The sequence below is a fragment of the Nocardia sp. NPDC004860 genome (assembly GCF_040609015.1).
In the GTDB taxonomy this organism is placed as follows: Bacteria; Actinomycetota; Actinomycetes; order Mycobacteriales; family Mycobacteriaceae; genus Nocardia.
In genome coordinates this window covers 82,773-95,494 of the sequence record NZ_JBEXJI010000009.1, presented here as the reverse complement: position 1 = coordinate 95,494, position 12,722 = coordinate 82,773, and the positions used below count along the sequence as shown (strand labels likewise).

Sequence of the window (12,722 nt, the reverse complement as noted above, 5' to 3'; positions counted from 1 at the left end):
AGTCGGTGACGAAGTCCGGGTCCGGCAACGGCAATGGGGCGAAGACGCCCGAGGCGCCCGAGACGCCCCAGCCGAAGTCGAAGAAGAAGCAACGCCCGTTCTGGCAGGAGCTGCCCATCCTGATCGGGTTCGCGGCGCTGATCGTGGCTCTGCTGGTGACCTTCATCGGCCGGCCCTACGTCATTCCCTCGCAGTCCATGGAACCCACCCTGCACGGCTGCGCGGGCTGCACCGGCGACCGCATCTATGTCGAGAAGCTGAGCTACTACTTCGGCGATCCCGAGCCGGGCGACGTGGTGGTGTTCGTCGGCCCGACCAGCTCGTGGAACAGCCACTACAAGTCGATCCGGTCCTCCAACACCGTGGTGCGCGGGGTGCAGAACTTCCTGTCCTTCTTCGGCCTGGTGCCGCCGGACGAGAACGATCTGGTGAAGCGGGTCATCGCCACGGGTGGGCAATCGGTCAAATGCTGTGACGCGCAAGGCCGGATCCTGGTCAAGGACGACAGCCCCGGCGCCGACTGGAAGCCGCTCGACGAGCCGTACGTGAAGTTCAACAACCCCTTCGACCCCCAGCACCCGGACGTGCAGTTCAACGCGGGCGGCCGGGCTTTCCCCGAGATCAAGGTGCCCGCCGGCAACCTGTGGGTGATGGGTGACAACCGCGCCGAGTCCGCCGACTCCCGCTACCACATGAAGGACGAGCTGCAGGGCACCGTGCCGGTGAAGGATGTGCGCGGCAAGGCCGTGTTCAAGATCTGGCCGCCGAGCCGGATGGGTCCGGTCCGGGCGCAGGACCCGCAGTAGAAGCGAGAATCGCGGGATAATCGACCGGTGGGGAAGATGGCGAGGGCCGCCGAGCCCGGTGCGAGCCGGAAGGCGATCGGCGGCAAGAAGATTCAGCGGATCGACCGCGGTGACTGGCCACCGCGCGTGGTCATGCGGCAGGCGGGCGGGCTACGCACTCTGGAGGCCGCGCTGATCCGCAGCGGCCTCGGTCCGGTCGCGGGCGTCGACGAGGCCGGGCGCGGCTGCGCGGCGGGCCCGCTGGTGGTCGCCTCCTGCCTGCTGCCACCCAAGGCCTACGCCTCCCTCGCCGGTCTCGACGACTCGAAGAAACTCACCGAGAACGCCCGCGAACAGCTGTTCCCCATCATCAAGCGGCTCGCGCTGGCCTGGGAGGTGGTGGTCGTCCCGGCCTGGGAGATCGACGCCATCGGCATCCACGTGGCCAATATCGAGGGCATGCGGCGGGCGGTGGCCGGGCTGGATCCGGTGCCCGGCTATGTGCTCACCGACGGCTTCCGGGTGCCCGGCATCCCGGTGCCGTCACTGCCGGTGATCGGCGGCGACGCCTCGGCGGCCTGCATCGCCGCGGCCAGCGTGCTGGCCAAGGTGACCCGTGACCGCATCATGGTGGAGATGGACGAGCAATACCCGGGTTACGGATTCGCCGCCCACAAGGGCTACAACACCCCCGAGCACATTGAGGCGCTGACCCGTCTCGGCATCACCCCCGAGCACCGCCGTTCGTGGCGAAACGTCCGGGAGACCGGCCGAGTGGCTACCGACACGGCGTATGCGGGATGATGTCTCTACACCCAGTTGGGCGACAAGGAGGACGTTCCACCCGATGAGCGCCGAGGACCTCGAGAAGTACGAAACCGAGATGGAGCTATCCCTGTACCGCGAGTACAAGGACATCGTCGGGCAATTCTCGTACGTGGTGGAGACCGAACGTCGCTTCTACCTCGCCAATTCCGTCGAACTGCGGCCGCAGAACGCCGATGGCGAGGTGTACTTCGAGGTACGGATGTCGGATGCATGGGTGTGGGACATGTACCGGCCGGCGCGCTTCGTGAAGCACGTTCGCGTGATCACCTTCAAAGACGTGAATATCGAGGAGCTGGAGAAGACCGACCTGCGGCTTCCCGACTAGTCCACAGGCCGCAGCTTATCCACAGGCTCACTGTTTTCCCAGTTCGGCATGGCCGGGTCCGTCACGGGCCCGGCCATGCTGGCTGAATGGCACAGCATCTGGCGCTGGGAGCGCAGGGGGAGGAACTGGCCGCGGACTTTCTCCGCGCCGCCGGCATGGAGATCGTCGCCCGCAATTGGCGATGCCGCTTCGGCGAGCTCGACGTCATCGCCCGCGAGGGCGAGGTAACGGCCTTCGTCGAGGTCAAAACCCGCCGCACCCTGACCTGCGGCCCACCCGAGGAAGCCGTCACCTACCTCAAACAGCGCCGCATTCGCGAACTCGCCGCCCGCTGGCTGCGCGAACAGAACGGCACATACCTGCGCATCCGCTTCGACGTGGTCGCCGTCCTCCTGCGTCCGGGCCGCGCCCCGGAAATCCGCCACCTGAAGGCGGTGTTCTGAAATGCCTTTGGGCAGAGCCTATTCCGTCGCCGTCAACGGCGTAGAGGGCCAACTCGTAGAAATCGAAGCCGACATAGGTCAGGGCCTCCCCTCGGTCCACCTGGTCGGCCGCCCCGACACCACCCTCCAGGAATCCCGCGACCGCGTCCGCGCCGCCGTCACCAATACGGGCGAGAAGTGGCCTGACGGCCGCGTCATCCTCGCCCTGTCCCCGGCCACGCTGCCGAAGGTCGGCAGTGTGTACGACGTCGCTCTGGCCGGTGCCGTGCTGGACGCGGCCGGAGCGATCCCGTCGAACCGTCTCTCGGAGTCGGTACTGCTGGGTGAACTGGCACTGGACGGCCGCGTGCGCCGGGTGCGCGGCATTCTTCCGGCGGTACTGGCGGCGCGGAACGCGGGGCGGCGCACCGTCATCGTCCCGACGGCCGCCCTGCCCGAGGCGGGCCTGGTCGACGGCATTCGCGTCCTGGGGGCGTCGACCCTGCTCGAATTACTGGATTGGTTGCGCGGCGGCGGTGAGCTCGCGCTTCCCGATCCGGTCCAGCCGCCGGCCGAGACATCGATCGGGGACCTGCGCGAGGTCGTGGGGCAGGACGAGGCGCGCTGGGCCCTGGAGGTGGCCGCGGCGGGCGGGCATCACCTGCTGCTGACGGGCCCGCCCGGCATCGGGAAAACCATGTTGGCGCAACGGCTTCCAGGCTTGCTGCCGCCGCTGCGCGAACGGGATTCCCTGGAGGTGACCGCGATTCACTCGGTGGCGGGCACACTGTCCGACGATGCCCCGCTGATCACCGCGCCGCCCTTCGTGGCACCCCATCATTCGTCGTCGGTCACGGCGATGATCGGCGGCGGTTCGGGCTCCGCCCGGCCCGGGGCGGTCAGCTGCGCCCATCGCGGCGTCCTGTTCCTGGACGAGTGTGCCGAGATCGGCAGCAAGGTCCTCGAGGCGCTGCGAACCCCCTTGGAGGAAGGCGAGGTTCGCATCGCGCGCCGGGACGGGGTGTCCCGTTTCCCGGCCCGCTTCCAACTCGTCCTCGCGGCCAACCCGTGCCCGTGCGCACCCGCCCGCGATATCGACTGCATCTGCGCGCCCCTGGCCCGCCGCCGCTACCTCGGCAAACTCTCCGGCCCGCTGATGGATCGCATCGATCTCTCGGTACAGATGCACGCCCAGGCCGCCGGAGCCTTCACCGGCGACGAGGTCGAGAGCAGCGAAGAGGTGCGCGCCCGCGTGACGGCGGCACGGAACGCGGCCGCCGAACGATGGGTCGAGCTCGGCATGACCACCAATGCGGAGGTGCCCGGTCACATACTCCGCCAACGCTTCCGGTTGCCCCGTGAGGCGCTCGCCCCGGTAGAGAACGCCCTCCAGCACGGCCGCATGTCCGCCCGCGGCGCCGACCGCGCGATCAGAGTTGCCTGGACTGTCTGTGACTTGCGTGGCGGTGATGTGCCCGGCGCCCAGGACGTCCTGCAGGCATTGAGCTTTCGACAGCGAGGTGGAGCATGAGCGAGACGACGGACAACTCCGATTCGATGCAGCGCACTGGCGTGCGCCACGAATCCGGTTCGGCCTCAAGGGATGTAGCGGCGAAAGCAGCGGTTGTGCCTGCCTCGGGAAGTGCTGCCGGTGGGACCGGCAGCGGACTTGGTCAGTCTGGTTCGGTCGGCATAACCGATTCCGGGTCACGCGCACCCGGTCACGTCAGCGAATTCGGCCGGGGCTCCGGGTGGACGGGGGCGAAGCACGGCGTGAAAGGCACTGTCGGCGCGGCGGTTGGGGGCGGGGATGCGGATGAGAGGCGGTTGGCTTGGGTGTATTTGTCGCGGGTGGTGGAGGGGCCCTGTGCGGCGTTGTCGGCGTTGATCGGGTCGGTGGGGGTGGTGGAGGCGGCGCGGGCGGTGCGGGAGTGTGCATTGCCCGAGGTGTTGCGGGGGCCTACCGAGCTGCGGCGGGGGATCGACCGGGCGGAAAGGGATTTGGCGTATATCGAGCGGTTGGGTGGGCGGGTGGTGACGCCGGACGATGCGGAGTGGCCGGCCTGGCGGATGCTCGGGCTGGGGCAGCTGGATCCGGCGCAGGATGCGGATGCGGCTGTGCCGCTGGTGTTGTGGGTGCGGGGGCCGCGGTCGCTGCTGGAGACCACCGAGCGGGCGATCGCGGTGGTGGGGGCGCGGTGCAGCACCGGGTACGGGAATCATGCGACCGGCGAGATTGCCGGTGAGCTCGCGGCGCGCGGGTGGACGATCGTGTCCGGGGCGGCGTTCGGGATCGATGGGATGGCACATCGGGCCGCGCTGGCCGTCGGCGGTATGACGATCGCCGTGCTCGCCTGCGGTCCGGATCGGCCGTATCCCGTGCAGCACGATCAGCTGCTGGCCGAGATCGTCGACACCGGTCTGGTCGTCACCGAGTACCCACCCGGCACGTCCGCGCGCAAACACCATTTCCTGGCCCGCAATCGGCTGATAGCCGCCTTCGCGGACGGTGTCGTGGTGGTGGAGGCCGGGATGCGCAGCGGGGCGCGCAACACGGTGAAATGGTGCCGCCGGCTGGGCCGGCCCGCGATGGCCGTTCCCGGCCCGGTCACCTCTGCCGCCTCGGTCGGCTGCCACCGCATGATCCGCGAGGGCGAAGCCTTCATCGTCACCCGCGCCGAGGACATCCTCGACGAAGCCGGGCCGCTGCGCCTGTCCCTGCCGGGCGCGGTCCCACCCAGCCCGGAGGACAACCTCTCAGGCGACGAGGCCCTGGTCTTCGCCGCCCTCCCCAACACCGGTTCCCGTTTGCCCCGTGGCCTGGCCACCGACACCGGCCTCCCACTCCCCACAGTGCGGGCAACCTTGTCCGCCTTGGAGATCGCCGGCCTGGTCGCCTGCGACGGCAACGGCTGGTACCGCACCACCCGCCCGACCTCGGCCACCGCCGCCATAGTCGCCGCCCATGACCACCATCGCTGACCAACCGGCCCGCCCGCACAGGAATGCGGTGCCGGGCATGGACAACCGCTGGTGGTCCGGCCGTGTGATGGGCGCGGCGGCGGGGGTGCTTGATATGTGGCGGGATTCGGGTCAGCGTGGACGGATGAGTGAGCTGCCCGAGGATTTGGAGGCATTGCTGGCCGAGTACGGGCGGCACTTGCGGTTGGGGCGGAATCGGTCGGAGCATACGGTGCGGGCGTATGTGGGCGACGCGCGCGGGTTGCTGGAGCATTTGCTGGGGCGGGCGGTGGATTCCGGTGTGGGGGAGGTGGATCTGGCCTTGCTGCGGTCGTGGCTGGCGGCACAGGCGGCGGGCGGCGCGGCGCGGACCACCATGGCGCGGCGGGCCTCGTCGGCTCGGACGTTCACGGCCTGGCTGACGCACACGGGGCGGCTGGCGGTGGATCCGGGACCGCGGCTGGGGTCGGCGCGGGCGCATCGGGTGCTGCCGTCGGTGCTGGGGCGCGAGCAGGCGCAGGCGGCCATGGCGGCGGCGGAATCGGGTGCGGCGCAGCATGATCCGATGGCCTTGCGGGATAGGCTGATTGTCGAGATGCTGTACGCGACCGGGATCCGGGTGAGCGAGCTGTGCGGGCTCGACATCGAGGACGTGGATCGGGAACGGCGGCTGGTGCGCGTGCTGGGCAAGGGGAACAAGGAGCGGGCGGTGCCGTTCGGCGTGCCCGCCGAGCAGGCCCTGGACGGCTGGCTGCGGTTCGGCCGGGCCGCCTTCGCCACCCCGGAGTCGGGGCGCGCGCTGCTGCTGGGCCGCCGGGGCCGACGCATCGACCAGCGACAGGCCAGAACGGTTGTGCACGAGGTGGTTTCCGCCATTCCGGGCGCACCCGATATGGGCCCGCACGGTTTCCGTCACACCGCCGCGACCCATCTGCTCGAGGGCGGGGCCGATCTGCGGGTGGTGCAGGAGATCCTGGGCCACGCCAGCATGGCCACCACGCAGCTGTACACCCACGTGTCGATCGATCGGCTCAAGAAGGTGCACGACCAAGCCCACCCGCGCGCCTGACCGCCATGCGAATTCCCGACTCGGCCGAACTGCTGCCCGGTGCCGCCGATTCGCCTGTGGTGCTGCACGTTCCGCACTCGGCGCGCACGATCCCCGCCGCTGTCCGCGCGGGGCTGCTGCTCGATGACGGGGCGCTCGACCGTGAGCTCGACGCCATCACCGATGCCCATACCGCGCGGCTGGCGGATACGGCCGCACGCCTGTCGCCCACCCGGCCATGGCAATTCGTGAACCGGCTGTCGCGGCTGGTCGTCGACCCGGAGCGCTTTCCGGACGAGCGGGAGGAGATGCTCGCCGTCGGCATGGGCGCGGTGTACACCGCCACCACGGACCGGAGGCCATTGCGGGCGGCCGGTTTCGATCCCGCACCGTTGCTGGACCGCTACTTCCGCCCCTACGCCCAGGCCATGACGGATCTGGTCGCCGATCGCCTGTCGGCGACCGGCCGTGCGGTGATCATCGACGTCCACTCCTACCCGGCTCAGCCCCTGCCCTATGAGCTGCACGGTGACCTACCACGTCCCCCGATCTGCCTGGGCGCGGACGCCTTTCACACGCCGCCCGAACTGCTCACCCATGCGGCGGGGGCCTTCGTGGACTTCGGTGGCGTCGGCGTCGACAGCCCATTCGCGGGAACCTATGTGCCGCTGGATTTCTACCGCACCGAACCCCGCGTCACCGCGCTGATGGTGGAGATCCGCCGCGACCTCTACCTGTCCGAACCCGGCGGCCCGCCCGGTCCCGGAATCGATCGCCTGGCCGCCGCCCTGGCCGCGCTCATCGCCGATATCCGGTGACCGACGGCCTATCGAAATACTATCGACGACCTATCGGAATTCGTGCTAGCGTCACTTAGGTAATCCTAATTATGGAGGTTCCTTTGGCACGCACACGCATCACGCTGGTGGTCCAGAACACGATCCGGCTGACCGATCACCTGATCCGGGTCCGGCTGGGCGGCCCCGGCTTCGCGTCCTTCCAGCCCAACGACCGCACCGACGCCTACGTCAAACTGGTCTTCCCCGGTGCCGACGGCGACACCGTGCGCACCTACACCGTGCGCGAGGTGGATCGCGCGGCGCAGGAGCTCGCCATCGACTTCGTCCACCACGGTGACGAGGGCGTCGCCGGACCGTGGGCCGCCGCCGCCCAGCCGGGCGACACCATCGACCTGATGGGCCCGGGCGGCGCCTACGCCCCGCGTTCCGACGCCGACTGGCATCTGCTGGCCGGCGACGAATCCGCACTCCCCGCCATTGCCGCGGCCTGCGAGTCGCTGCCCACCGATGCGGTCGGGCAAGTATTCGTGGAGGTCGCGGATCCCGCCGACGAACTCGCCTTCGCCCACCCGGAGGGCGTGGAGCTGACCTGGATTCACCGCGGCGCGGACGAGCCGGGAGTGCGCCTCGCCACCGCCGTCCGCTCCGCCCCCTGGCGTGACGGCCAGGTGCACGTCTTCATCCACGGTGAAGCCCAGGCCGTCATGCACGACCTCCGCTCCTACATCCGCAAGGACCGCGGCGTCCCCGCCGACTGGGCATCCATCTCCGGTTACTGGCGGCGCGGCCGCACCGAGGAGGGCTTCCGCCGCTGGAAGTCCGAACTCGCCGAGCGCGAAAAGGTTACGCCCGCAACCCTTTAGCCAATCCATTCCTCCCCGCTCGGGTGCTCCCCGCAGCCCGCCGCACGCATCTGCGGCGGGCCCCTCCGGCCCCATCCCGAGCGTTCCCGCAGTGCATAGAGCACGTCGTGTTGCTTGCTGCGAGAGGGATCAGGCGAATCCCTGGTCGAATAGCTCGAATCCGTTGGGGCGGACCATATAACGCTGCTCGGACCCGCTGATCGCGGGTGAATTCGCTTAATCGTCAAGCAGTTTGATCGATCGCGGAGGAGGCCCGAGCAGACTCGGCATCCGGTCCAATCCCAGGCTCGGGTGGCATCGGCGATCGCGTGCGTACGCCCGATCACATCCTCGGACAGGTCTTTTCGGTCCCGCGCGCCCACCACTCCAATCTCATAACCAAAGACCTAGCAGGTAGCGTCGATGATCATGACGACCCCATCCTCCCTGCGTGAACGTCTGCGCGCCGCCCTGCCCGTGGCGATGAAGGCTCGCGATCGCAATGCCACCGCGGCGCTTCGTTCGGCTCTGGGCGCTATCGACAATGCCGAAGCTGTGGACGGTTCCGATGTTCGTGCCGGGGCCATCGAGTCCAGTGCTGTGGGGCTGGGCGCGGCTGAACGCGCTCGGCGCGACCTCACCGAGTCCGATATCGCCGGAATCGTTCGTGCCGAGATCGACGACCGTCTCACTGCCGCAGAGGAATACGATGGGCTCTCCGGTGGGGCGGACCGTGCCGCCTCGCTGCGCGCCGAGGCCGCTGCTCTCTCGGCTCACCTCGTGGATGGCTGAGGTCACGTGCCTCAGCGTGGCCGGATGGTTCCGATGTAGCGGTGTGCGAACCAGCGCTGGATGAGTCGCACGATCGGGCCGCCGAGCCGGGTGTACCAGGCGCCCGGTTTCGAGAACGCGGCAATGACCCCGTGGACCGAGCCGTCGGCGGGGTCGTATTCGACGCAGAACAGCTCCTCACCGCTCTCGGGGTGGCCGGGGAGCGTCCCATAGGCGAAACCGCGCCGATCCGGCTCATCGAGGACGTAGACGACTCGGCACGGCGCGCTCACGCCGATCGGCCCCAGCCCGAGCCGCACCGTCAGCTCGGTCCCCGGCTCGGCTACCGGCGTGGTCGCGTCCTGGAAGATCCCGGTACCGCGCTGCATCCCGTACCCGAGAATGTGTTCGGCCGCCTGCTCGAACAGCGCTCGGCCCGAACCGATGTGCCTGCGTAGCCGGAAATGGTCGTAGCCCGGGGGAAATTCACCCGCGGTCGCGCCGACATCGGAGTAGGTGAAGGGCGCGGGTTTCTGCGACATGGTCACCATCCTCGCTCGGTTTCGAAGTTCACGCCCATGCGGCCGGGGCGGGCCGGGATGTCGCCGGTGAGGGGCTTGAGCCGGATCGGAGTGCGGTGGAGCAGCCCGAGCGGATCGAGGTATTCGCCGTCCCGCCGCGCTCCCCAGTGCAGGCATGGGGAGCAGGGCGGGTGTCCGGCTTCCAGCAGCCCGATCGGTGTGCCACGAGTCAGCCTGCGGCCCACGGGAATTGCCGCGGATACGGGCTCGTAGGTCGTTCGGAGCCCGCCGGGATGGTCGATGGAGACAACCGGTTTGTCGGCCACGATCCCCGCGAAGACGACGATGCCGTCCCCGGCCGCGAGCACCACCTGCCCCCGAGCGCCCGCCAAATCCACCCCGCGATGCCCCGGCAGCCAATCGTGTTCGGGTTTGTCGAAGGCGCGCACGACCCCTGGCCGCGGCCGCAGCGGCCAATCGAAATCGCCGCCGGGCGCAGGTGAACCGCCGGCAGCGGGCATGGCGGCGCACAGCCCGATCAGGCTTGTCGCGCACGCTCCGGCCACGACCCGGACGACCGCGGCGCCCGGACCATGCGCACGCGATGCGAGCCGAAATCTGGTGTGCGGTCCGGGGGAAACGCCCGCTGCATTCGAAGCCGTCATGGACGGCACGGCTGAGACGTCGGTGTGCCGGGTGCGAGGCGGTGGTTCGTGTGGGGGTGAGGGCATGGGAGTCAGCCTGCGCCGTGGTGAGGCGTTGAGCGAGAGGGTGCGCGGCGAGTGTGGAGGACACGACCGGTTGTGGACAACGTGAATGTCAGTTGCTGGGTCGCATCAGGGAGTAGTGGATCATCGGGCCGAGTACGCCCTGGACGGTTTCGTAGGGACGCATTCCCAGGCGCTCGACAACGGCTCGTGAGGCGGTATTGCTCTCGTCGATCTCGGCGAGGACCCGGTCCAGCCCGAGCGTGTCGAAGGCGTAGTCCAGGACCGCGGCTGCGGCCTCGCCTGCCAGGCCGCGGCCCCAGCGGGCCGGGGTCAGGCTGTAGACGATCTCCAGGTCGGGGCCGCCGTCGAGGCCACGCAATCCAGCGGTGCCGAGCAGTGGCCCGCCGCTCCTTTCTCGGAGCGCCCAGAGCCCGAAATTCACGGTGGCGAAACTATTTTCGGAATTCGTGATGATCCGCGTGACCTCATCGGCGGAGAGCATTTCGCCGTCGAAGAGGAATTCGCGGACGAGCGGGTCACGCCACAGCGCCACGAGTTCGTCGCGATCGCTCGCGCACACCGGTGTGAGTACCAGTCGCCCGGTTCGCAGCATTGCCCCACCGTAGGTCGCTGACCTGCGATTGCGCACCTGAGTAACGCATACCCCCGGGCCCGATTTCGGTCTGGCGCCTCCGCTGCGTAAACTGGTCCAGCGGTTTGCGTTAACGCAGACCGACTTCGCGCGCCCACAGTGAGTGTCGCCGGCTGGTCCCCCTGATTCGTTTTCGGAGGGTTCCGGTGGCCGTGAGCGCCAGGGCAGGGATCGCCGATTCCTGTGTCAACCAGCAACGAGAGGAAGTTACGGAGCCATGGCTGTCGTAACAATGAAGCAGCTGCTCGATAGCGGCGCGCACTTCGGTCACCAGACCCGCCGGTGGAACCCGAAGATGAAGCGGTTCATCTTCACCGACCGCAACGGCATCTACATCATCGACCTGCAGCAGACGCTGACCTACATCGACAAGGCCTACGAGTTCGTCAAGGAGACCGTTGCCCACGGCGGCACCGTTCTCTTCGTCGGCACCAAGAAGCAGGCCCAGGAGTCGATCGCCTCCGAGGCGACCCGCGTCGGCATGCCCTACGTGAACCAGCGCTGGCTGGGTGGCATGCTCACCAACTTCTCGACCGTCCACAAGCGGCTGCAGCGCCTGAAGGAGCTGGAGTCGATGGAGCAGACCGGCGGTTTCGAGGGTCGCACCAAGAAGGAAATCCTCATGCTGACGCGTGAGAAGAACAAGCTGGAGCGCACCCTGGGCGGCATCCGGGACATGGCCAAGGTTCCCTCGGCCATCTGGGTTGTCGACACCAACAAGGAGCACATCGCCGTCGGTGAGGCTCGCAAGCTGAACATCCCGGTCATCGCGATCCTGGACACCAACTGCGACCCGGACCTGGTCGACTACCCGATCCCGGGCAACGACGACGCGATCCGCTCGGCCGCGCTGCTGACCAAGGTCGTCGCCTCCGCCGTCGCCGAGGGCGTGCAGGCTCGTGCCGCGCGTGCCACCGGCGATGCGAAGCCCGAGGCCGGCGCCGGCGAGCCGCTCGCCGAGTGGGAGCAGGAGCTGCTGGCTCAGGCCACCCCGGCCGCCGAGCCGGAGACCGCGGCCGAGGCCGAGGTGAAGGAAGAGCCGGCCCCGAAGACCCCGGCCGACTTCTGATTTCCAGCCGCGAGGCATCTGTTCACCTTGCCGACCGCTCATGTTCCATGACGGTCGGCAAGGTGTGACCCCCACAGACTTTCACTCACAAAGGGAGGCTCGCCCGAGATGGCGAACTACACCGCCGCCGATGTGAAGCGGCTCCGCGAGCTCACCGGCTCCGGCATGATGGACTGCAAGAAGGCGCTCGAGGAGAACGCGGGCGACTTCGACAAGGCCGTCGAGTTCCTGCGTATCAAGGGCGCCAAGGATGTCGGCAAGCGCGCTGAGCGCGCCACCGCCGAGGGCCTGGTCGTCGCGCAGGACGGCGTGCTGATCGAGATCAACTCCGAGACCGACTTCGTGGCCAAGAACCAGGAGTTCCAGGACGTCGCGAACGCCATCGTGGCCGCCGCCGCGAAGGCCCGCCCGGCCGACCTGGACGCCCTGAAGGCCGTTGAGGTCGACGGCAAGACCGCCGACCAGGTGCTGCAGGAGCTGGCCGCCAAGATCGGCGAGAAGCTCGAGCTGCGCCGCGTCGCCACCTTCGAGGGCACCACCACCGTCTACCTGCACAAGCGCGCCACCGACCTGCCGCCCGCCGTCGGCGTGCTGGTCGAGTACACCGGCACCGACGCCGACGCCGCCCGTGCGGCCGGCATGCAGGTCGCGGCCCTCAAGGCCAAGTACCTGGCCCGCGAGGACGTCCCGGCCGAGCTCGTCGCCAAGGAGCGCGAGATCGCCGAGGCGACCGCCAAGGAGGAGGGCAAGCCGGAGGCCGCCCTGCCGAAGATCGTCGAGGGTCGCGTCAACGGCTTCTACAAGGACGTCGTCCTGCTGGAGCAGGCGTCGGTCACCGACTCCAAGAAGACCGTCAAGCAGCAGCTGGACGACGCCGGTGTCACCATCACCCGCTTCGCCCGCTTCGAGGTCGGCCAGGCGTAATCGCCTGAAGCATCGAGAAGGCCCCTCGCCCATCGGATTCCGATGAGCGAGGGGCCTTCTCGTA

At 68.8% G+C, this 12,722-nt stretch carries 15 protein-coding genes; 12 read left to right on the top strand and 3 right to left on the bottom strand.

The window, feature by feature from the left end:
- Positions 1–110: 110 nt before the first annotated feature.
- The 10 genes from lepB (at position 111) to ABZV44_RS18945 (ending at position 8,803) form a co-directional block, all read left to right on the top strand.
- The gene (gene lepB, locus ABZV44_RS18990) at positions 111–806 is read left to right on the top strand and encodes a signal peptidase I (RefSeq protein ID WP_354837978.1); all 696 of its coding nucleotides are present in this window, start codon (positions 111–113) and stop codon (positions 804–806) included.
- A gap of 27 nt (positions 807–833) precedes the next feature.
- Positions 834–1,589: a ribonuclease HII gene (locus tag ABZV44_RS18985; protein ID WP_354837697.1), complete on the top strand. Its 756-nt coding sequence runs from the start codon at positions 834–836 to the stop codon at positions 1,587–1,589.
- A 43-nt stretch (positions 1,590–1,632) separates the two neighbouring features.
- Positions 1,633–1,938, top strand: coding sequence for a DUF2469 domain-containing protein (locus tag ABZV44_RS18980; RefSeq protein ID WP_040859817.1), 306 nt, complete (start codon positions 1,633–1,635; stop codon positions 1,936–1,938).
- Positions 1,939–2,024: 86 nt separating this feature from the next.
- Entirely contained in the window at positions 2,025–2,381 is a 357-nt protein-coding gene (locus ABZV44_RS18975; protein ID WP_354837695.1) for a YraN family protein, read from the top strand.
- A gap of 1 nt (position 2,382) precedes the next feature.
- Complete coding sequence (locus ABZV44_RS18970; protein WP_354837693.1) at positions 2,383–3,891, top strand: YifB family Mg chelatase-like AAA ATPase; 1,509 nt, start codon at positions 2,383–2,385, stop codon at positions 3,889–3,891.
- A gap of 296 nt (positions 3,892–4,187) precedes the next feature.
- Entirely contained in the window at positions 4,188–5,342 is a 1,155-nt protein-coding gene (gene dprA / locus ABZV44_RS18965; protein WP_354837691.1) for a DNA-processing protein DprA, read from the top strand.
- Positions 5,343–5,466: 124 nt separating this feature from the next.
- Positions 5,467–6,390 carry a tyrosine recombinase XerC gene (locus tag ABZV44_RS18960; protein ID WP_354837976.1) on the top strand — a complete coding sequence of 308 codons (924 nt, stop codon included), beginning with the start codon at positions 5,467–5,469 and terminating at the stop codon, positions 6,388–6,390.
- Between the two features lie 5 nt (positions 6,391–6,395).
- Positions 6,396–7,187 carry an N-formylglutamate amidohydrolase gene (locus ABZV44_RS18955; RefSeq protein WP_354837689.1) on the top strand — a complete coding sequence of 264 codons (792 nt, stop codon included), beginning with the start codon at positions 6,396–6,398 and terminating at the stop codon, positions 7,185–7,187.
- 71 nt (positions 7,188–7,258) lie between these two features.
- On the top strand, positions 7,259–8,032 hold the full coding sequence (locus tag ABZV44_RS18950) for a siderophore-interacting protein (RefSeq protein ID WP_354837687.1): 774 nt from the start codon (positions 7,259–7,261) through the stop codon (positions 8,030–8,032).
- 408 nt (positions 8,033–8,440) lie between these two features.
- Positions 8,441–8,803 (top strand): hypothetical protein, encoded by a 363-nt coding sequence (locus tag ABZV44_RS18945; protein ID WP_354837685.1) that lies wholly within the window; start codon positions 8,441–8,443, stop codon positions 8,801–8,803.
- An 11-nt stretch (positions 8,804–8,814) separates the two neighbouring features.
- Here the strand turns inward: ABZV44_RS18945 and ABZV44_RS18940 are convergent, their stop codons facing one another.
- The 3 genes from ABZV44_RS18940 to ABZV44_RS18930 all read right to left on the bottom strand — a co-directional run bounded on the left by ABZV44_RS18940 (position 8,815) and on the right by ABZV44_RS18930 (position 10,626).
- A complete protein-coding gene (locus ABZV44_RS18940; RefSeq protein WP_354837684.1) occupies positions 8,815–9,324 on the bottom strand; it encodes a DUF1990 domain-containing protein in 510 nt (169 codons plus the stop codon).
- A gap of 2 nt (positions 9,325–9,326) precedes the next feature.
- Complete coding sequence (locus ABZV44_RS18935) at positions 9,327–9,824, bottom strand: M23 family metallopeptidase (RefSeq protein WP_354837974.1); 498 nt, start codon at positions 9,822–9,824, stop codon at positions 9,327–9,329.
- 298 nt (positions 9,825–10,122) lie between these two features.
- Positions 10,123–10,626 carry a GNAT family N-acetyltransferase gene (locus ABZV44_RS18930; RefSeq protein ID WP_354837682.1) on the bottom strand — a complete coding sequence of 168 codons (504 nt, stop codon included), beginning with the start codon at positions 10,624–10,626 and terminating at the stop codon, positions 10,123–10,125.
- Positions 10,627–10,882: 256 nt separating this feature from the next.
- Here ABZV44_RS18930 and rpsB point away from each other — a divergent pair, with 256 nt between their 5' ends.
- Entirely contained in the window at positions 10,883–11,734 is an 852-nt protein-coding gene (gene rpsB, locus ABZV44_RS18925; RefSeq protein ID WP_354837680.1) for a 30S ribosomal protein S2, read from the top strand.
- 108 nt (positions 11,735–11,842) lie between these two features.
- Positions 11,843–12,658: a translation elongation factor Ts gene (gene tsf / locus ABZV44_RS18920; protein WP_354837678.1), complete on the top strand. Its 816-nt coding sequence runs from the start codon at positions 11,843–11,845 to the stop codon at positions 12,656–12,658.
- The last annotated feature ends 64 nt before the right edge of the window (positions 12,659–12,722 follow it).